This window comes from Neobacillus sp. S1227 (genome assembly GCF_055385255.1).
The window spans coordinates 4,732,779-4,753,066 of sequence record NZ_AP038276.1 but is presented as its reverse complement, the minus strand read 5'-3'; the positions used below and the strand labels follow the sequence as shown (position 1 = coordinate 4,753,066).

The following is a 20,288-nucleotide window of genomic DNA, read 5'->3' as shown; positions in this document are numbered from 1 at the left end:
AAGGCCTTCTATAAGAAGAAGACCTTTGCATGTACAACACATCTGTCACTCTTCTTATCTCGCAAATTTGTAACAATTTGCAGGACTTAGCACCGTTTCAATGAAGGTCATTGAAGGTTGCTGAGGTGTCACCGGGCCCTTCCCTCAACCTCTCTTGATAAGAACATATTAATATTTAGATTATTTATAAAATTTACTACACTAAATGAATGGTGTCAATGTATTTTCTTTATTTTCTAATTAAGTTATTTAAGGAAGCGCTTTATTGCTTTTTTTCCCAGAGTTTAAATTTAATATAGTTAATGTATTCTCGAAAATCATCTTTGTCTATTCCATCTTCAATAGCTTTTTCAATAATTTTTTTCCACTCTTCATCTAATGGTTCATTTTCATTAGAATCAAAATCATCTCTATCAAGTCCTGTTAATAAATATTCAATAGAAACATCCAAGGGTTTAGTAACTTTCGTTAAAAAATAAATAGATGGATTTTTATTTAGGTTCCTTTCAATATAACTTAGATATGATTTTGAGACATTTGCAAGTTCAGCAAGCTCTGTAATAGATAAGCCTTTTTGTTTTCGTAAATTTTTTATTCGTTCGCCAATCATAGTAATCTCCTCTTTACCCAAATTTTCAAATTAATCATCAGTTTCAGGAATAGACCTGAAAGAAATTAAAAAACTTTTATTTGGCAGCTATGAAATACCAAAAATAGGCCGTAATGTAAAAATGTTTGCGGGAAAAATCCATTCAGAAAAAATTTTCTATATCCGGGGGTCAGTATTGCTCTTCATCTGTCGTAGTCACTAGCAGGAAGTTGAAGGGAATTCTATTTGTAATACAAGGAAGAAATAATTTGTTTTTTCTTTAAGAATGATTTCTTTACTATTTATATTTATTCTTGGACAATGAAAATTTCACAGTTAATGATATTATAACTTACAATTAATTCTTTTTAAAGAACAAATTAACGATTGAAATTACGAAGGTAGTTGATTTTATATTGGATTTTTTTGGGCTATTGCCGAAATGTTCTTTATTAGGAACGTTTGGTTGTTGTTGGAAATATTTATCTAATGCTGTTCTTTACGAAGAACACTTTGTTTGTTATAATGTGGATATCGAAGTAATAGGAAAAAAGATATGGGGAAATTGGCCAATGATTATATTGTTGGTGTTTTTTGAATAAAAATGTTCTTAATAAATCATTTTTTACTATTATTTAATGAATGGAATGTTAAATAAGTAATAGGTGAGGTCTCCTAACCATTATCAATGGAGACACTCGGTCATGCTGTGGGTTGAAATAAACCTTAGACGCTAGTCGTCAAGAGTGTGACGTGAGGGGGGGTTGGATGCCCCATTTTTAAATTAAAGCTTCTGAATATCCTGCTTCAGAAAGCTGGGTATTCAAAAGCTTTAATTTAAGATGCATTAAACTATTTTTTATGTACTTAAAAGGGGAGAGATTATGACCTATCGTCAAAGGCTGTCATTATTTTTTCTAGTTGATTCATGTGTTGTAATAATAGTGTTATTCATAAGTAGATTTCTAGTTGACGCAACAACAAATGTATTTACCAATCTGAATATCGTCACTTCAATCTCCATTTTATTAAGCCATCACCTCTTTTCTATTATTTTTAAACTCTATAAAAAAGCTTGGCAATATGCCAGTATTGGGGAGTTGCTCGTTATCTTCAAGGTGGTTACATTCACAATCATGACGGCGGCGGTTTTGCAGAAGCTGTTCTTCATTAAAATCGATTTCAGGCTCCTGGCAGTCATCTGGTCCCTTCATATTTTGTTTATTGGCGGCTCCAGATTTTGCTGGCGGATGTTTCGTGATTCCATCATCAATAAAAACCAAAATAAAAGCCTAACACTGATCATTGGCGCAGGATCAGCAGGAACAATGGTTGCAAGACAGCTTTTAAAAAATCGGGACACACATCTTCTTCCAATAGGCTTCATTGATGATGACCCCAAAAAACAAAAGCTTGATATTCTGGGTATTCCTGTAGTCGGGGGAGTTCCTTCGATAGAATTGGCGGTTCGAGACTTAAATATTAAAAACATTATTATAGCTATTCCCTCACTTAGCAGAAAAGACTTAAATGTTATTTTTCACGAATGCGCCAAGACGGCTGCTAAAACGCAAATCCTTCCGATGCTAGAGGATTTGGTGACCGGAAAGATATCTGTTAATCAGTTTCGCGATGTTCAGGTAGAGGATCTTTTGGGAAGGGAGCCAATAGAACTCGATATGGCCTCCATTTCAAAATACACCACGGGGAAAACGGTCCTAGTTACAGGTGCCGGTGGTTCGATTGGATCAGAAATTTGCCGGCAAGTTGCCCATTTTAATCCAAAAAAATTAATTCTTTTAGGCCATGGCGAAAATAGCATTTATACAATTGAAATGGAACTAAAGGAAAGCTTTAAGGGATCACCTATTCAATTCATTACTGAAATTGCCGACATTCAAGATGATATAAAAATAGATACGATTGTACGAATGCACAAGCCGGATGTTGTCTATCACGCAGCGGCTCATAAACATGTCCCCTTAATGGAACGCAATCCTGAGGAAGCAATAAAAAATAATCTGATTGGCACAATCAATATTGCAAATGCTGCATCTGCTCATGACGTAGAAACATTTGTGATGGTCTCCACCGATAAAGCAGTGAATCCTACAAGTGTAATGGGGGCTACGAAAAGATTGGCAGAAATGATTATTCAGTGGATGGCTCAACAAAGCAGAACAAAGTTTGTCGCCGTAAGGTTTGGAAATGTTTTAGGCAGCAGGGGAAGCGTTATTCCATTATTCAAAAGACAAATTGAAAGGGGAGGTCCAGTTACCGTTACCCACCCTGACATGGTTAGGTATTTTATGACTATACCTGAAGCTTCTAGACTGGTCATTCAGGCTGGGGCCCTTGCCAATGGTGGGGAAATATTTGTGTTAGATATGGGGGAACCGGTAAAAATAGTCGATCTCGCCAGAAATTTAATCAAGTTATCGGGAAATTCCGTGGAGGAGATAGGGATTGAATTTACTGGAGTAAGACCGGGGGAAAAGCTGTTTGAGGAACTATTAAAAGAGGAAGAAGTACATGAAGAGCAAATTTATCCGAAAATTTATGTAGGCAAATCCTCTGACTTATTAATAGAGGAAATTGAAGAATTACTTACTCATTTCAATAGCCTTGAGAGACAGGAGATAAGGGACAGGCTTTTAAAAATTGCTAATTATAAAACAGTTCCCATGCCCCCTGTCCAAACCATTTCGGGCTAGTTAAAGTATTGCCCGCTTCCTAATAAATGGCAGGATGATAGATTTAAAACGGTTATTGGAGATTAAATTTTGGGGGTGTTTATTTTGCAGCAAACAACCAAGAAAAGTAAAGTTCTTCTTTCTCCTCCCCATATGAGCGGGGTAGAAATGAAATACATCCATGAGGCATTCGAATCTAATTGGATAGCACCGTTAGGTCCAAATGTTGATGAGTTCGAAAAAGAAATAGCCAGTTTTACAGGTGTCAAGGGTGCTGTTGCCCTAAGTTCAGGAACCGCTGCCATCCATTTAGCCCTTTCATTATTGGATGTTCAAAAAGGGGATATCGTGTTTTGCTCAAGCCTAACATTTGTTGCGTCTGCCAATCCCATTTTGTATCAGGGAGCGGAGCCAGTTTTTATCGACTCGGAACCAGATACATGGAATATGTCTCCGGCCGCACTTGAGAAAGCATTTTTTGATGCTGCTGCTATAGGTAAACTTCCAAAAGCTGTCATCGTCGTAAACCTATATGGGCAATCCGCCAAAATGGATGAGCTTGTTTCCATCTGCCGGAACTACGGAGTTCCCATTATCGAAGATGCAGCTGAGTCACTAGGGGCCACATATAAAGGAAAGGCCAGCGGAACATTTGGAGAATTTGGAATCTTTTCGTTTAATGGCAATAAAATTATAACAACATCAGGCGGAGGCATGCTTATTTCCAATCATTCTGAAGCACTGAACAAAGCCAGATTTTTTGCAACACAGGCCAAGGATCCAGCCCCGCATTATCAGCATAGCGAAATAGGCTATAACTATCGAATGAGCAATATTTTGGCCGGACTTGGGCGCAGTCAGTTAAGTGTTTTGAATGAAAGAGTTTATGCAAGAAGAGCCATTTTTAATACTTATCAGCAGGAGTTAGCTCATCTTCCAGGTGTTTCTTTTATGCCGGAATTAGAGAACGCATTTTCTACTCGGTGGCTGACGGCACTAACTATAGATGAAGGTAAAACCGGCGTCTCCATAAAAGATTTACTAGCCATCCTCGAGTTGGAGAATATTGAAGCAAGACATGTTTGGAAGCCTCTTCATATGCAGCCCCTTTTCAGCAAATGTAAGTATTATCCACATGACGAACATGAAAGTGTTTCGGAAAGACTATTTAAAACAGGAATATGCTTGCCTTCCGGATCAAACATGGCATTTGAGGATCAAATGAGAGTGATTGCATGTATCAGACAAATAATAGATCCCTAATTAAAAATATGTTTATATCTGCAAAGGATAATAATTGAATTTCAGAATCATATAATTGGAGGACGATATGGGAGGCACTATTAGTCTAATAGAAATATTAACAATCCTTTTTAAAAGATGGAGATTAATTTTACTTATAACATTAATGGCAGGATTGATTAGCAGTCTTGTTTCTTTTTATTTAATGACACCGGTATATCAGGCTTCTACTCAAATCCTCGTAAATCAGAAGAATTCAGAAAGTAATTTTGACTATAGTTTATTGCAAGGTAATGTGGATTTAATCAATACGTATAGTGTAATCATAAAAAGTCCGGCTATATTAGAAAAAGTTATTGACAAATTAGACCTTAAACAAACTGAAGAAGAGCTAAATGAAAATATAACTATCACCAGTAAGGAGAATTCACAGGTCTTTTCATTGTCTGTCCAAGACCACGATTTAGCGAATGCAGTTGAAATTGTAAATACTATATCTGAAACATTTCAACAGGAAATCAAGGGTATTATGAACGTTGATAACGTTAGTATTCTTGCGAAAGCAGAAATAAAGAAATATCCTGTACCTGTTAGTCCGCGGCCATTAATAAATATTGCTGTAGCAGTAGTAATTGGGCTTTTGATTGGAATAGGAATCTCCCTGCTATTAGAGTACATGGACAATAGCTTAAAAAACGATCAAGATGTTGCAGCATATCTTAATTTGCCAGTACTTGGATCTATTCAGGCGTTGTCGGAAGTTCAAAAAAAAGGCATCAAAAGACCCACAATACAAAAAACAGGAAGTGAAACTGGTGTTACGTATGCAGAAAAATAAAGAAAAAAAAAGTGTCCATATAGTGGCCCATACCTATCCGAAATCCCCTATTGCTGAACAATATCGGCTCATAAGGAATAATCTGTATTTTTCATCAGTGGATAAAGAAATAAATTCAATTGTTGTCACTTCGCCTGAGCCATCTGACGGGAAATCAACAACTTCGGCAAATCTGGCGATAGTTTTATCACAGCAAGGAAAACAGGTTTTACTTGTGGATGCAGATTTAAGGAAACCATCAGTGCATTATGCTTTTAATGTCAGTAACATAGACGGGCTAACAAACATTCTTACAAAGGAAATTAATATATCTCAAGCAATTGTAAAGTCGTATGTTCCTAATTTAGACATTTTACCAAGCGGCCCAATTCCCCCAAATCCATCAGAATTATTAGGCTCAACCACTATGGAACTAGTATTAAGGGAACTAAAAGAAATGTACGAATATGTCATTTTTGATACACCGCCAACACTCGCAGTTTCAGACTCGCAAATTTTGGCAAATAAATGCGATGGAGTCATTATGGTTGTAGCAAGTGGAAAGACCAAAAGGGACAGGGCCATGAAATCAAAGGAGTTATTAGAGATGGCGGCATCTCCAATACTTGGCGTAGTTGTAAATGGGGTCGAAGGAAAACAAAATAATTATTATGGCCAATATGGGTAAAAAGCTGATCTGTAAATTGGACTTTACATCGCAATAAATCTATGTTTTTAAACAATTTAAGATTAATTATTAATAACTCTTTTATATAAGGGGTACACGGTACATGATCGATATACATTCTCATATTCTTTCTGACCTTGATGATGGTCCCCAAATTCTTAATGAGTGTCTTGATATGGTGAATGCAGCGGTAGAAGCTGGAATTACCCATTTATTTGCTACACCACATCATTTAAATGGACAATATGAAAATCCAAAGAAAGTTATTATGGGGTGTGTCAATGAGTTAAATCAGTATTTAATTAAAGAAAATATTCCTCTTACTGTTCACGCTGGTCAAGAGTTAAGGATTCATCGGGAAATATTTCTCTCATTGGAAAAGGATGAAGTACTCACCCTTGATAATAAAGGTAAGTACTTATTACTAGAATTTCCTTCGGGGGAGATACCCGATTACGCTCATAATGTTGTCTACGAGCTGCTATTGAAAGGAATTACGCCAATAATTGTACACCCGGAGCGAAATAGGGGATTTATTGACGATCATACCCAACTGTTCAATTTTGTTCAGGAAGGAGCTTTAACGCAGCTTACAGCAGGCAGCATAATCGGCATTTTTGGCAAAAAGATTAAATCCTTTTCGGAAAAGATCGTTGAGCATAATTTGGCACATTTTATTGCCAGTGACGCTCATAATACAACTTCAAGGGGCTTCCTTCTTCAGGAGGCAGACAAAACGATTACCAAAAAGTTTGGGATTGACCGAACTTTTTATTTTAAAGAAAATGCTGAGCTTCTTCTGAACGGTCAACAAATATATGTTGAAAAGCCAGTTCCTTTCAGAAAATTTTTAGATGTCTTTAAAATCTAATTATAAATATAGATATAAAACTCACTAAATTGTCGATGGGGTATTTGGGGGGGGAAGGTATTTATTAATTTCTAAGGGGATTATTAGAATGAATACTATACAACGAACAGCATATATTTTGCAAGTCCACACAAATCCAGAACAAGTAAATAAGTTTATTGAACAACTGATTTCAGAAGATTCAGCTGATGTATTTGTCCATATTGATAAAAGAAGCTATGAAAATATGTATCCAAAAATTATCAAAAGCCCATATGTTAAAGTCATTGACCAGAGTATTATTTGTGAATGGGGAGATATAAGTCAGGTAACGACTACTATTCTGCTGCTAAAAGAGGTATTACAGACAAAGATCAATTATGATTTTGTTTGCTTTAGAAGTGGTCAGGATTTACTTGTAAAAAATGGATTTAAAGACTTTCTAATGGAGAACAAAAACAACATATTTCTTTCTTTAAAAGAGGTCAGTAGAAAAAATCTTGGCTTGATAAAGATTAAATGGCCAAAGATAACACGAAGAAGGTATCCAGTAATTCACCCGTATAGAATTTTAAGGCGATTTTTACAGACCATGTACCAAAAAGGAATAAATATTTTACCTAATACAAATTATTGGCCAAAAGAATTTACTTTTTTTCGTGGTTCACAATGGTTTACTATTCCATATGAAGTTGCTCAATTTATCGTAGACTTTTTAGATAATAATAAGTGGTTTTATACATTTTTCAAAGATTCATTGATTCCCGATGAATGGTTTTTTACTACATTAATTATGAATTCCCATTTTAAAAAGAATGTGGTTAATAATAACTTACTATTCCTCATTATGGGAGAGGGTTTTAATTCAAATTCTCCCCGTTTCTTAAAGATAGAAGATAAAGATTTGATCAATGAATCGGGTCAATTTTTCGCGAGGAAATTTGATCAAAATATTGATAATTCTATCATTGAATATTATGCAAAAACGGTCCGATTTGTTAAAAATAAAATTTTTGGTTCCTAATCCAAAATGATAAAACAGTCAGTCTGAAGCATTTTATTCAAAGCATCAAATTAGGGAGGGATAGGTTTTTGAAAAGGATATTTGATCTCATCTTTGCTTCAATAGTTTTATTAATATTTAGTCCCGTTTTAGTAATTATTACGATACTCATTCGAATAAAACTGGGCTCACCAATCATTTTTAAGCAGCAACGGCCTGGCATGCATGGAAAGCCTTTTATTCTCTATAAATTTCGAACGATGACGGATAAAAGAGCTGAAAATGGGGACCTGTTAGAGGATGAATTTAGATTAACCCGCTTTGGAAACTTTCTCCGCAAATTTAGTTTAGATGAATTGCCACAGTTGATTAATGTATTAAAAGGTGAAATTAGCATAGTGGGACCAAGGCCATTATTAATGGAATACCTTTCCTTGTATTCTGATGAACAAGCTAAGCGGCTTTTGGTTAAACCGGGAATAACGGGATGGGCACAAGTAAATGGGAGAAACGCAATTTCCTGGGAAGAAAAATTTAAATTAGATGTATGGTATGTTGAAAACCAAAGCTTTTTATTGGATTTAAAAATTCTTTATTTGACAGTTATTAAAGTTATTAAATCAGAGGATATAAAAAATGATAATCATACCACCATGCCATCCTTTGAGGGTAATTCTGTAAAAAATTATGAAGACATTTCTATGTAATGAATAGTTAAATAATTTTCGATTGAAAAAAGCTGATTGGAAAACTCCAATCAGCTTTTAATTTACATTTCACAACTACTAGTTATTACATGCTATAGGAAGCAACTTCAAAATTAAAACAAGCAAGGTTGGTAGGGGACATGAAAATATTATATTTACATCAATATTTTTTAACAAACTCTTCAAACGGCGGAACAAGGTCATATGAGTTTGCGAAATATTTATCAGAAAATGGATATAAAGTAAATGTAATAACAGGAACTGAACGTGGAAACAAAGATGATGAATTACAAGATGGGTTGTCTGTATATTCAACCGGTACAAAATATAATAACAAGATGTCAAAGTGGAGGAGAATTATTGCATTTTTTGATTATATTTTTAAAGCGTTAATTAAAGGACTAAAAACAAAAAATATAGATGTTGTATTTGCTACATCTACTCCCTTAACAATTGGCTTCCCGGCTGTCTTGATAAAAAAAATACTCAGAAAAAAGTTAGTCTTTGAGGTGAGAGATGTTTGGCCAGATGTACCGATTCAGTTGGGGTACATTAATAACAGGTTTGTTGCTGGAGTCTTGAAGAAGCTTGAGGCTTGGATATACAAAAATTCCGAACATATCATAGTACTTTCTAAAGGAATGTACCAAAATCTTATTAATAAAGGGATTCCAGCTGAGAAGCTATCAATTATTGAAAATATGTCAAATCTATATCTATATGACAATGTACAAAACTTAAATAGGGAATCTCTTTTAGAGGAAAAGTTTGTTTGTATTCATCCCGGGACGATGGGGCATGTAAATGGTCTTGATTTTGTACTGGATGTCGCTAAAGAAATGATTGAATTAGATAAGGATGTTCTTTTTTTGCTGATAGGTGAAGGGAATCGGAAAGAGCATTTAATTAAAAGAGTGAAGGAAGAAAATTTAACAAACGTACTCATAAAAAATGCAATGCCTAAAGAACAAATCGTAGGGGTTATCAGATCTTCAGACCTTGGAATTATGTGTGTCGATAATAAATATAAAATCTTGGAAGATAATAGCGCGAATAAATTCTTTGACTTCTTAGCAGCTGGTCTCCCAATTTTAATTAATTATGGCGGCTGGCAACAAGAAGTGCTGGAAGAGTCAAGTTGTGGAAGGTCTAATAAAACTCCAAAAGAAATGGCGTTATCTATTCTAGAGTTAAAAACGAACCCAAAACTTAGGGGTGAAATGTCATTCAATTCGAGAAATCTGGCAGAAAATAAATATTCAGATACTATTGCAAAGAATAAGCTGATAAATGTCATTAAAAATATTTAAGAGGAGAAAAATGGCATGGATTTGTTCACTAAAATTGTAAATAAAGAAGAGAAAATCTCTGTGATTGGTTTAGGGTATGTCGGGCTTCCATTAGCAATTGAGTTTGCAAAAAAGTTTGATGTGGTGGGGTTTGATATCAGCCCGGATAAAATTGAAAAATACCTAAATGGGATTGATGTGACAAATGAGGTTGGTGAGGAAGCTCTTAAAGAGACAACATTGCATTTTACAAATAGTGAAGGGAATCTGAGAAATTGCAAATTTCATGTAATAGCCGTACCAACCCCAATTAATAGTGACAAGACACCAGACTTAACCCCAGTGATTAGTGCAAGTAAAACTGTAGGTAGAAACCTGACAAAAGGTTCCGTTATAGTGTATGAATCTACTGTCTATCCTGGGACAACTGAAGAAATCTGTATACCTATCATAGAAAAGGAGTCAGGATTGAAACTGGGTAAAGACTTTAAAGTGGGATATTCTCCTGAAAGAATCAATCCTGGGGATAAAATAAATACACTAACCAAAATTATTAAGGTGGTATCTGGTTCTGATGATGAGGCATTAAATATTATTTCAAGTTTATATGAATCTATCATCGAGGCTGGGGTACATCGAGCTGAGTCCATTAAGGTAGCGGAGGCAGCAAAGGTGATAGAAAACTCTCAGCGGGATATTAATATTGCCTTTATGAATGAACTTTCGATGGTTTTTAATAAGATGGATATTGAAACAAAAGCTGTACTCGAAGCAGCAGCTACAAAGTGGAACTTTTTAAAATTTACCCCGGGTTTGGTCGGGGGTCATTGCATCGGGGTGGACCCTTATTATTTTACTTACAAGGCTGAGCAATTAGGCTATCATTCTCAAATTATTCTTGCTGGTAGAAAGATTAATGACGATATGGGGAAATATGTAGCCTACAATATTATAAAAAATCTGATTAAAGCCGAGCAGCCAGTAAGCGGGGCAAAGGCAGCTATTTTTGGGCTGACATTTAAAGAAAATTGTCCTGATGTGAGGAATTCAAAGGTTATTGATATCATACATGAATTAGAGGACTTCGGGGTCAATGTGTTTGTGCATGACCCAGTGGCCAACAAAGAGGAAGTGTGGGATCAACACCGAATAAATTTGTTGGATAAAGAAGAATTAAAAGGTTTGAACTGTATTATATTGGCGGTTTCCCATACTCAATTTAAGGAGTATGGTTTTGATTTCTATGACCAATTGTATGCCGGCTGTAAAAAAGTAATGATTGATGTAAAAAGTGTACTAAATAGAAAAGAATATGAAAACAATGGTTACGTTTATTGGAGCTTGTAAATAGAAGAGGGTGACAAATAATAAATACGGCAAAAGTTAATGCGTATATTATGGCATTGTTCATTTTTCAATTTGGTTTGCTTCAGCCAATTGCATCAATTGTAAATTCACAGCTTCCTGTAGCTGGATTTACTGTAGTATTGCTAATATTAATGCTTTTAAATAATGGTTTTAGAGTGAAATACTACGTATTTCCTTTTTTTGTTATTTTGAGTTTGTTTTATTTATTAAATGGTTTGATATTAAGTGAAAATATAATGTTGACGGTAACTTTATTTATAGGTTTTATCCTTAAGGGTTTTTCTGGCTTCTTATTAGGAAGTTTAGATACCGATTCCAAAGAACTCTATACTGCATTTTTAAATTTGGCGGTATTAAATTTCATTGCGATCGGATCTTATCCTTTCGTTGGATTCTTAGACTCAATAAACTATATGAGATTTGGATATGCAATGATCCCTTCTGTTATTATGTTTTGGTTCGAGGCAGCTGGACAAAAAAAGACTAACCTAATATGGTGGGGAATGACGATTTTTGCTACTGCCATTACGATTATCTACGGTAGTCGCGGTACTATTCTTGTTCTATTATTGCTCATCTTATTTGTTTTTCTTTTTAGTAAAAAAATAGGAATGGGGAAAAAACTTTTTATAACTTTTTTTAGTGCTGCGTCTATTTATTTAGTAATTCAGTATCAGCTTCCAATTAAGTTTGTAAATTATCTATTTGTGGATCTGGGTATTAAATCTTACGCAGTAGAAAAGCTGAGGATGATGGTAATTGACGGACTTGCAGAATCAAGTTCGGGGCGTGACGAACTCTATAAAACGGTAATTTATTATATTAAGCAAAATCCAATAATCGGTTACGGTATCGGTTATTCTGAAAATGTATTAGGCCTATATCCGCATAATGTATTTCTTCAAATACTATTGGAATCCGGCTTTATTGCTTTATTTTTCTGGATTTGCTTGTGGGTTTACTGTAGCTATAAATACAGGATCATTTCAATGGAACAGGAAACGGAAATATTTAAAATTACAACTCTTGTTATTTCGACAGTATTAGGGCGATTGCTGGTCAGTTCCGATTATTGGATTAGACCAGAATATTGGTTTTTGCTGTCCATGCTGATCAACTACCAGATGAAATCTGCTCTAATAAAACCAAAAACAAACTCCATTTTTATTAATTACCATATCAACGCCGTAGGGACAAAAAGGATATATAAATGAAAAAAACAGTGATTTTTGTCATGCTGCTCACCCTGTTTTCAAAAGTCTTAGGTTTTTTGAGAGATATAATATTATCTTTTTATTATGGAACGTCCGATATTAGCGATGCCTATCTAATCTCCGATACTATTCCAATAATTATTGTATCATTAATCGGAACAGGCTTAGCAACCAGTTATATTCCGATGTACACACAGATAGAAAAAAATGAAAGTGTCGCAGCTTCTGACCGCTTTACAAATAATATTATTGGTTTCGTCATTTTATTATGTACTATTATACTGCTATTTTCACAATTGTTCACTGTGCAGCTTGTAAAGCTTTTTGCTTCCGGATTTAAAGGTGATAGTTTAAATTTAGCAGTTCAGTTTACGAAAATTAGTATCTTGGGAATTTACTTTTCCTGCTTGGTATATGTCTTTACAGGTTACTTGCAGCTTAAAGACAGATTTATTGCAACCTCGCTATTGGGAATACCATACAATATCGTTGTAACCCTGTCAGTTGTTTTAAGTGCTGGGATCAATAGGATTTTTCTTCCTATTGGCGGCATATTGGCCGAGGGATGTAAATTATTATTTTTATTGCCATATATAATGAAGAGCGGCTTTAAATATCAATTCGTTTTAAATTTTAAAGATAAACATTTAAAACACCTGATGTTTTTGGCCTTACCAATTATTATTGGAGTTTCAGTGAATCAAATTAATTTAATAGTGGATAAAACGTTAGCTTCCCGGATTGTTGTTGGCGGGATCTCAGCACTTACATACTCCAGCAGAATTAGTCAGTTAATTCAAGGGGTATTTGTTATGACCATTGCTACTGTTGTTTTTCCCGTCATTTCTAAAGCGGCTGCTGAAAGTAATCAAACAGGCTTTAAAGACTTAATTACAAAAGCCATTTGTTGGATTAATTTAATCGTTGTACCCGCATCTGTCATATGTATTTTATTTGCTGAACCAATAGTCAGGATTTTATTTGGCAGGGGTGCATTTGATCACAGCGCATTATTACTTACTTCTAGTACATTATTATTTTTCTCCATTGGTAATACGGCTATGGGCATTCGAGAAGTTCTGTCCCGGGCCTTTTATTCCTTGCAAGATACGAAAACACCAATGATTAACGCATCTATAGCCCTGTTATTAAATATTATATTGAATCTAACTTTATCAAAATTTATGGGGCTAGATGGAATAGCTTTAGCAACGAGTATCTCTGCAATAATTGGAGCGTTTTTGTTATTTGTTAGTCTGCAAAAAAAAGCAGGACGATTTAGCACTAAAGAGATGTTTTCGTCTTTTTTTAAAATCTCTATTTCTTCCATTGTCATGGGTGTGGTAATAAAGTTGGTCTTTCAAGTGTTAATGGGTCAGTTAGGATTAAGCTTTTCATTAATAGTTTCATTTTTGTTTGGGGCCATCTTGTATGCAGCCCTTATTTATTTTATGAAAATTGAAGAAGTGGATGTAGTGGTGCAGATAGCAAAAAATAAGATAAGACATCTGAAAAAGGAAAAAGAAAAAGGGGTTAGTTTATAGGCAGTGCTGAAAGAATCATTGCGGGGGGATTTGTAATTGTTAGATACGAAAGCCCATTTAAAAAAAGTACTTAATTATGTTAAAGAAAATAAATATATAGGACAATACCGCGCTGCAAATATCATTAATCAATTGCAGCATTCAAATAAGGAAAATAACGATCAATTAACAGAAACTTTAGTCCCCTATATAAATAAAAGCGGCATAGTATTAACATTTGATGATAGTTATCGGGTAAATCATTGGTATCAATATGGCAGGGAAATCTTTGGTTTTTATGATATAAAAGTCACTTTTAATATAAATGCCTTTCATCCATTCGAACATAATCGGATGCATACTCAACAAGAAATTGATATGCTTTTGGAACTTCAATCAAATGGTCACGAAATCGTGCATCATGGCTTTAAACATCGAAATGCAGCCCAGTATTCTAAGGAATTCGGTGTAAACAAATGGGTTGAGGACGATATTATACCACTGTTGGAGTGGATGGAAAATCAATCACATTCTAAAACAGGTAATAAATTCAAAAAACCTGTTTCGTTTGCCTATCCTGGAAGTGCTCATGATGAACAAACACTTTCAGCCATCATCCCTCAATATTTTAAAGTGGCACGGGGACATTTAAGTAACAATAACTTAGTTACGTTTGGACAATCCGGCTTTTTTCCTTCACTTTGCATCGATCAGAATTACTTTTTTCAAATAAAAGATATAAAAAAGGCCATCAAAATAGCTAAAAATACTAGGAAAAACTTAGTTTTTATGTGCCATTCTATTTTGCCGGAAGATTGTAAGTGGGATGATTTTGGCTGGGGAAAGGAATCGGAAATTGCCGGTAAATATAGAATTTCGCCCAGAATTCTAAAAGCAATTATTAATGAGGTAAAACAGAATGATATGGAGTTTTATACACTTGCAGAAGCTTCAGGGGTAGCAACCTTCATTGACTGTAATCTTGAAGAAGGCATAAGGAATATACTCTCTTGCGATGATAAATGGGTATTGATTAAAGATTTAGTCTCTATTAAGGAATTGGAATTAAGCAATAAGAATATTAGAAATCTTGACGGTATCCAATATTTTTTAGAACTGGAAAGCATAGATTTGAGAGGTAACAGTATAGAAGATTACAGGTTATTGGATAAACTGCCAAAGTTAAAAAGAATTTTGACATAGAAAAAGTACCTCTGGTGCATAAAACAACTATAGATAATGGCGGAATTTTAAACAGAAGAGTTATTTAAAGGGGAAAATGGTATGTACGAGGTCAAAGAAGTAAATTTAGATTTACTTAAAAGTTTAGAATCCAATAAGGATATAAAACAAACAGTATTTATGACTAAGGAATGGCTGACTTTCCTCGAGGATAATGGGAAAGGAAAGCCAGTGGTTCTACAAATAACAAAGGGGAATGAAACAATAGCATTTTTCGTTGGTATGGTCTTTAAGCAATTTGGGATAAAGATAATGGGGAGTCCCTTTGAAGGTTGGGCAACCTGTAACATGGGCTTTTGTGCAGGTGAAACTGTTGATAGGGTAAGCCTGATTGAAAGTGTAAAAAGGTATGCATTTAAAAATCTCAATTGTTTATATATGGAGATTGTAGATGTTCATATAGGCTGCGATAGCTTAAAAGAATTAAAGTATCATTATTTACCACATAGCACATACGTATTAAATATTAATCGTCCTGACGAAGAACTTTTTAAATCATTTAAATCGAATTGTCAAAGATTAATTCGTCAGTTTGAACGACGTGGTGCAACTATTTCCCAAGTAAAACCAACCATCGAATTTGCCAATGAATATTATGATCAATTAATAGATGTTTTTGAAAAGCAAAATTTAAAACCTAACTATAATAGAGAAAAAGTGATTGATTTAATCAAATCATACCAAGATAATCCTGATGGACTGCTTTGTTTAAAAGTATGTGATCCAGATGGAAAATGCATTGCAACATCCATTTTCCCAGGTTTAAATGATACGTGTTATTTCTGGGGCGGAGCCAGCTATAGGGAATATCAACATTATAGACCAAATGAGTATATGTTCTGGTATGCCATAAAGTATTGGCGTAGTCGTGGGGCTACAGCAATGGACATGGTGGGATTGAGGGACTATAAAAAGAAATTCAGCCCGGAGTTAGTTGTTTATCCGCGTATTATTATCTCAAAATACAGATTTCTCATACCTGCCCGAAATGGGGCTAAAAAAGCAATTCAGTTGTTTAGAAAAATCCGCGGTGCCTAATGAAAGATTTATAGTCATTAAATTTTACAGTTACTTATTATACCGGGAGGCAAAGGGGCATTATGGAAAGATTAATAATTATTGGTGCGGGTGGTTTTGGCAGAGAAATATTAACTTGGGCCAAGGATGTACAAAAAGAAAACAACTGTTGGGAAGAAATATGCTTTATTGATGATAATATAAATGATCTTAGTCAGTTTAATCTGGATAATAAAGTTATCAGCACAATTGAGGAATATGAACCCCAAAAAGGTGAATATCTAATCTGTGGGATAGGCAGTGTTACGGATAAAGTCCGCATATGCAATCAACTTTTAAAAAAGGGGGTTAAATTCACCAATTTAATTCATCCTACTGCCATAGTTGCTGAGAATGCAGCCTTGGGAATAGGTGTTATCTTATGCCCCTATTCCATTGTTTCTAACAATGCTGCAATGGGTGATTTTGTTACATTAGATAGTTACTCGATTATAGGTCATGATGCAAAAGTCGGGAACGGCTGTATGGTGGCAGGACACAGTAACATCATGGGCAACGTAAGAATAGAAGACTCTGTCTATGTAGGTGGGGGAGTAACGATCTTACCGCAAATTCGCATTCAAAAAAATGCAACAATTGGCGCTGGAAGTGTAGTAATACGTAATGTAAAAGAAAATATAACAGTATTCGGAAATCCTGCAGTAAAAGTTTATTAGAATATTAAATTATTTTGAAGGGGAGATTTATATGCAAATGGTAAAAGAGGAGTTAATTAACAAAATTGCAGAAGCCTTATTTGAAGAGGAAATTATTTTAACCAATGATACGGTTCTAGAAGAGTTAGATGGTTGGGATTCCTTGGGGCGATTAGGTATTGTTGCTTTATTTAAAGAGGAATTTGGAAAAACAATCGATTCAAAGTCCCTTCTTGATTGCAAAAAGGTTGAAGACATTATGAAATTAGTTTACTTGTAAACAATCATTTGCAAGGAAACTAATATTCGATGTCTTTTTTTTAAAAAAGGGGAGGATACCTAACTAGAAACGTAAAGTATGATAGTCCCCTTTTTGTTTTAAGGTCTGGAAGCCAGCAACTACACAACATCAACTAAACTTTGGTTAGGAAACAGGAATAAGTTAACTTTAAGTGCTCTTCAGCAGGATTTACAACATAAATAAGTGCATAGTTTGAGGAGTGGATTTCTTTGAGAATTAATGTATTAGAGTATCTAAGTGATACAGCAACCCAATATCCTAATAAGGCGGCAATCATTGATGGAGACAAGAGTATCACATTTTGCGAGTTACAATTAAAATCGAAATGGTTAGGTTATGTAATAAATAAAAGAGTAAATAAAATTAATAATCCTGTTGCGGTTTTTTTACCAAAAGGGTTGGACAGTATTGTTTCTTTTATTGCTGCCCTATACAGTGGAAACTTTTATGTACCAATCGATATCAAGTCACCGAAAGCAAGATTACATGCATTATTATCAAATCTGAATCCATCGCTAATCATTACAAATAAACAATATAAAAGTATTTTACTTTCCTATGGTGTACCTGAACAGATAATAATACAAGTTGACGATGTTGAACAGGGACCGGACGATTTTGATCAGAGTTTTTCGAATCAAATATTAAATCACCTAATTGATACAGATCCCATTTACACAATCTATACATCTGGTTCAACAGGAGTCCCTAAAGGAGTATTAATCTCTCATAAAGGTGTCATAGATTATATTGAGTGGGCTAAATCAACGTTTTATGTAGATGCTGAAACTATCATCGGTAATCAGGCACCTTTTCACTTTGATAATTCAACTTTGGATATTTATCTTTCAATGGCCACTGGTGCTACATTAGTAATAATTCCTGAACAGTATTTTGCCTTTCCTATAAAACTAATGGAATATGTTAATGAATTAAATATTAACTTCATATTTTGGGTACCATCAATATTAATCAATATAGCCAATTTGGATATATTGAATCATTTACCTAATTGCAGTTTAACCAAAATATTATTTGCTGGTGAAGTAATGCCTAATAAGCAGCTTAATTATTGGAGACGAAAGTTACCTAATGCACTGTATGTTAATCTGTATGGACCAACTGAAATTACAGTTGACTGTACATATTACATTGTGGATAAGGATTTTGATGATAATGAACCATTGCCAATAGGAATTCCATGTCGTAACAGCAATATAATTATCCTGAACAAGGATAATAAGAGGGTCGGAACCAATGAAATTGGTGAGTTATGTGTAAAGGGGAGTTCCTTAGCACTAGGGTATTGGAATGATCCAGTAAAAACTAACGCAAGCTTTGTACAAAATCCTTTAAATCAGCATTACGAAGAAAAAATATATAAAACTGGTGATTTAGTATTTATTAATGAAAATGGGGAAATCATGTATGTTGGTAGAAAAGACACTCAAATTAAACATATGGGATATAGAATTGAGCTTGGGGAAATAGAAACTGCTGTCTTAAGCATCGATTCAATATATAATGCCTGTGTTCAATATAATCAGGACAAAAAGGAAATTGTTTTAATATACGAGTCAAAAGATGAATTGAACGTTTCTAATATAAAAAAACAATTGATAACTTTATTACCAAAATATATGATCCCAAATACAATTATCTGGTTAGATAAACTACCAATAAATCCAAATGGGAAAATTGATCGATTAAGGTTAAAGGAGTTAGTTAATGGATAATAAAGTATTGAGTTTTTTAGATGAAATAAGGCCTGAATTTGACTTTCGGAACTCCAATAATTTTATTCAAAACGGGTTTCTAGATTCGTTTGATATCATTATTCTTGTTACCATGCTGGAGGAATCTTTCAATATTTCCATAAACGGAACAGATATTATTCCTGAAAATTTTAACGATATTGAAGCTATAAATAAACTTATATTGAAATGTGGTGGGATTGCATGAACTTTACTTTCCTAAATAAAAAAATAACAGGCATACTGACAGTGGTTCCAAAAAATGAAATAAAGTTTGAAGATGAAGCTGCAAACTATAACTTTCCCATTGAAAAGTCCTTAAGGCTAAAAAAAATAATGGGATATAATAAACATAGAATTGTTGATAAAGAGACATGTGTGTCAGATTTATGTGTTTATGGTTTAGAATATTTAATAGAATCCGAATTTTTGAATAAGGATGAAATAGACGCTTTAATTCTAATCACACAAACTCCTGATCATTTTATGCCTCCTACTAGTAACATCATTCAAGGGAGACTTGGCTTAAAACATGACATGATTTGTATGGACATTAATCAAGGATGTGCCGGATTTTTATTGGGATTAATTCAGGCTTTCATGCTTTTAGAACAAGACTCAATTAACAAAGTTGTCTTATTAAATGCAGATGTATTAAGCAGAAAGACGTCTTCAAAGGACCGTAATAGTTATCCAATTATAGGGGATGCTGCTTCAGTAACTGTTGTTGAAAAAGGAGATAACAGCAATCCTATAAACTGCAACATAAAAATGGACGGAAGTAAAGGAGACGCTTTGATAATACCGGCAGGAGGATTAAGGATACCTTCTACACCAGAGACTAGTAAACTTGAAGAAACAGGTGATGGGAACCTAAGAAGTAAGGAAGATTTTACAATGGATGGTACGAGTGTATTTAATTTTGTTCAAACAGAAGTCCCTCCAATGATTTATGATTTATTGGAATTAAGTAAAGCAAGCAAGGAAGAGGTTGATTATTTTATGTTCCATCAACCAAATAAGTTTATTCTTGAGAAGTTGGCGGATAGTATGGAAATCCCTTATGAGAAAATGCCGAATAATATTGTAGCTAACTTTGGAAATTCAAGCAGTGCATCCATTCCAACAAATATTACATTTAACTTGGGGAAAAAAATGCAAGAAGAATCATATAAGCTATGTTTAGCAGGATTTGGTTCAGGTTTAACGTGGAGTTCAATGCTAATTGAAGTGGGGAATTTAGGATTTTGCGAAATAATTGAATATTAAAATTTAATTTGATGCTTTGGAATTGGG

At 34.3% G+C, this 20,288-nt stretch carries 19 protein-coding genes and 1 riboswitch; of the genes, 18 read left to right on the top strand and 1 reads right to left on the bottom strand.

All coding sequences use genetic code 11. The features are described from left to right. Positions 1-51: 51 nt before the first annotated feature. Positions 52-164: riboswitch (SAM riboswitch) on the bottom strand. Positions 165-262: 98 nt separating this feature from the next. Then, positions 263-610, bottom strand: coding sequence for a helix-turn-helix domain-containing protein (locus tag ACZ5AE_RS23905; RefSeq protein ID WP_464566992.1), 348 nt, complete (start codon positions 608-610; stop codon positions 263-265). Positions 611-1,473: 863 nt separating this feature from the next. Here ACZ5AE_RS23905 and ACZ5AE_RS23900 point away from each other — a divergent pair. The 18 genes from ACZ5AE_RS23900 to ACZ5AE_RS23815 all read left to right on the top strand — a co-directional run bounded on the left by ACZ5AE_RS23900 (position 1,474) and on the right by ACZ5AE_RS23815 (position 20,261). After that, on the top strand, positions 1,474-3,303 hold the full coding sequence (locus ACZ5AE_RS23900) for a polysaccharide biosynthesis protein (RefSeq protein ID WP_464566991.1): 1,830 nt from the start codon (positions 1,474-1,476) through the stop codon (positions 3,301-3,303). Between the two features lie 132 nt (positions 3,304-3,435). Then, complete coding sequence (locus ACZ5AE_RS23895; protein WP_464573725.1) at positions 3,436-4,545, top strand: DegT/DnrJ/EryC1/StrS family aminotransferase; 1,110 nt, start codon at positions 3,436-3,438, stop codon at positions 4,543-4,545. Positions 4,546-4,612: 67 nt separating this feature from the next. Next, entirely contained in the window at positions 4,613-5,362 is a 750-nt protein-coding gene (locus tag ACZ5AE_RS23890) for a YveK family protein (protein ID WP_464566989.1), read from the top strand. Beyond that, positions 5,349-6,029, top strand: coding sequence for a CpsD/CapB family tyrosine-protein kinase (locus ACZ5AE_RS23885; protein WP_464566988.1), 681 nt, complete (start codon positions 5,349-5,351; stop codon positions 6,027-6,029). Before ACZ5AE_RS23890 ends, ACZ5AE_RS23885 begins: the two co-directional genes overlap by 14 nt. A 103-nt stretch (positions 6,030-6,132) precedes the next feature. Next, positions 6,133-6,900: a tyrosine-protein phosphatase gene (locus ACZ5AE_RS23880; protein WP_464566987.1), complete on the top strand. Its 768-nt coding sequence runs from the start codon at positions 6,133-6,135 to the stop codon at positions 6,898-6,900. A gap of 88 nt (positions 6,901-6,988) precedes the next feature. Continuing rightward, entirely contained in the window at positions 6,989-7,903 is a 915-nt protein-coding gene (locus tag ACZ5AE_RS23875; protein ID WP_464566986.1) for a beta-1,6-N-acetylglucosaminyltransferase, read from the top strand. A gap of 68 nt (positions 7,904-7,971) precedes the next feature. Continuing rightward, positions 7,972-8,589, top strand: a complete 618-nt coding sequence (locus tag ACZ5AE_RS23870) for a sugar transferase (RefSeq protein WP_464566985.1) — start codon at positions 7,972-7,974, stop codon at positions 8,587-8,589. Between the two features lie 140 nt (positions 8,590-8,729). Then, on the top strand, positions 8,730-9,899 hold the full coding sequence (locus ACZ5AE_RS23865) for a glycosyltransferase family 4 protein (RefSeq protein ID WP_464566984.1): 1,170 nt from the start codon (positions 8,730-8,732) through the stop codon (positions 9,897-9,899). Positions 9,900-9,914: 15 nt separating this feature from the next. Then, positions 9,915-11,225 (top strand): nucleotide sugar dehydrogenase, encoded by a 1,311-nt coding sequence (locus ACZ5AE_RS23860; RefSeq protein WP_464566983.1) that lies wholly within the window; start codon positions 9,915-9,917, stop codon positions 11,223-11,225. 50 nt (positions 11,226-11,275) lie between these two features. Beyond that, positions 11,276-12,460, top strand: coding sequence for an O-antigen ligase family protein (locus ACZ5AE_RS23855; protein ID WP_464566982.1), 1,185 nt, complete (start codon positions 11,276-11,278; stop codon positions 12,458-12,460). Continuing rightward, positions 12,457-14,004 (top strand): murein biosynthesis integral membrane protein MurJ, encoded by a 1,548-nt coding sequence (gene murJ, locus ACZ5AE_RS23850; RefSeq protein ID WP_464566981.1) that lies wholly within the window; start codon positions 12,457-12,459, stop codon positions 14,002-14,004. Before ACZ5AE_RS23855 ends, murJ begins: the two co-directional genes overlap by 4 nt. Before the next feature lie 36 nt (positions 14,005-14,040). Further along, positions 14,041-15,186 (top strand): polysaccharide deacetylase family protein, encoded by a 1,146-nt coding sequence (locus tag ACZ5AE_RS23845; RefSeq protein WP_464566980.1) that lies wholly within the window; start codon positions 14,041-14,043, stop codon positions 15,184-15,186. Positions 15,187-15,267: 81 nt separating this feature from the next. Continuing rightward, positions 15,268-16,263, top strand: coding sequence for a GNAT family N-acetyltransferase (locus tag ACZ5AE_RS23840; protein ID WP_464566979.1), 996 nt, complete (start codon positions 15,268-15,270; stop codon positions 16,261-16,263). 62 nt (positions 16,264-16,325) lie between these two features. Next, complete coding sequence (locus tag ACZ5AE_RS23835) at positions 16,326-16,958, top strand: acetyltransferase (RefSeq protein WP_464566978.1); 633 nt, start codon at positions 16,326-16,328, stop codon at positions 16,956-16,958. A gap of 31 nt (positions 16,959-16,989) precedes the next feature. After that, positions 16,990-17,217, top strand: coding sequence for an acyl carrier protein (locus ACZ5AE_RS23830; RefSeq protein WP_464566977.1), 228 nt, complete (start codon positions 16,990-16,992; stop codon positions 17,215-17,217). Between the two features lie 230 nt (positions 17,218-17,447). Then, complete coding sequence (locus ACZ5AE_RS23825; RefSeq protein ID WP_464566976.1) at positions 17,448-18,974, top strand: amino acid adenylation domain-containing protein; 1,527 nt, start codon at positions 17,448-17,450, stop codon at positions 18,972-18,974. Beyond that, complete coding sequence (locus tag ACZ5AE_RS23820; RefSeq protein WP_464566975.1) at positions 18,967-19,200, top strand: hypothetical protein; 234 nt, start codon at positions 18,967-18,969, stop codon at positions 19,198-19,200. Before ACZ5AE_RS23825 ends, ACZ5AE_RS23820 begins: the two co-directional genes overlap by 8 nt. After that, positions 19,197-20,261, top strand: a complete 1,065-nt coding sequence (locus ACZ5AE_RS23815) for a 3-oxoacyl-ACP synthase III family protein (protein ID WP_464566974.1) — start codon at positions 19,197-19,199, stop codon at positions 20,259-20,261. Before ACZ5AE_RS23820 ends, ACZ5AE_RS23815 begins: the two co-directional genes overlap by 4 nt. Positions 20,262-20,288 lie beyond the last annotated feature (27 nt).

Excerpts from the sequence above, each read along its gene's own strand:
- ACZ5AE_RS23820 (WP_464566975.1), top strand. The coding sequence starts at position 18,967 with ATGGATAATAAAGTATTGAGTTTTTTAGATGAAATAAGGCCTGAATTT.
- ACZ5AE_RS23840 (WP_464566979.1), top strand. The coding sequence starts at position 15,268 with ATGTACGAGGTCAAAGAAGTAAATTTAGATTTACTTAAAAGTTTAGAA.
- ACZ5AE_RS23900 (WP_464566991.1), top strand. The coding sequence starts at position 1,474 with ATGACCTATCGTCAAAGGCTGTCATTATTTTTTCTAGTTGATTCATGT.
- murJ (WP_464566981.1), top strand. The coding sequence starts at position 12,457 with ATGAAAAAAACAGTGATTTTTGTCATGCTGCTCACCCTGTTTTCAAAA.
- ACZ5AE_RS23860 (WP_464566983.1), top strand. The coding sequence starts at position 9,915 with ATGGATTTGTTCACTAAAATTGTAAATAAAGAAGAGAAAATCTCTGTG.
- ACZ5AE_RS23885 (WP_464566988.1), top strand. The coding sequence starts at position 5,349 with ATGCAGAAAAATAAAGAAAAAAAAAGTGTCCATATAGTGGCCCATACC.
- ACZ5AE_RS23855 (WP_464566982.1), top strand. The coding sequence starts at position 11,276 with ATGGCATTGTTCATTTTTCAATTTGGTTTGCTTCAGCCAATTGCATCA.
- ACZ5AE_RS23865 (WP_464566984.1), top strand. The coding sequence starts at position 8,730 with ATGAAAATATTATATTTACATCAATATTTTTTAACAAACTCTTCAAAC.
- ACZ5AE_RS23815 (WP_464566974.1), top strand. The coding sequence starts at position 19,197 with ATGAACTTTACTTTCCTAAATAAAAAAATAACAGGCATACTGACAGTG.
- ACZ5AE_RS23905 (WP_464566992.1), bottom strand. The coding sequence starts at position 610 with ATGATTGGCGAACGAATAAAAAATTTACGAAAACAAAAAGGCTTATCT.
- ACZ5AE_RS23890 (WP_464566989.1), top strand. The coding sequence starts at position 4,613 with ATGGGAGGCACTATTAGTCTAATAGAAATATTAACAATCCTTTTTAAA.
- ACZ5AE_RS23875 (WP_464566986.1), top strand. The coding sequence starts at position 6,989 with ATGAATACTATACAACGAACAGCATATATTTTGCAAGTCCACACAAAT.
- ACZ5AE_RS23830 (WP_464566977.1), top strand. The coding sequence starts at position 16,990 with ATGCAAATGGTAAAAGAGGAGTTAATTAACAAAATTGCAGAAGCCTTA.
- ACZ5AE_RS23835 (WP_464566978.1), top strand. The coding sequence starts at position 16,326 with ATGGAAAGATTAATAATTATTGGTGCGGGTGGTTTTGGCAGAGAAATA.
- ACZ5AE_RS23880 (WP_464566987.1), top strand. The coding sequence starts at position 6,133 with ATGATCGATATACATTCTCATATTCTTTCTGACCTTGATGATGGTCCC.
- ACZ5AE_RS23895 (WP_464573725.1), top strand. The coding sequence starts at position 3,436 with ATGAGCGGGGTAGAAATGAAATACATCCATGAGGCATTCGAATCTAAT.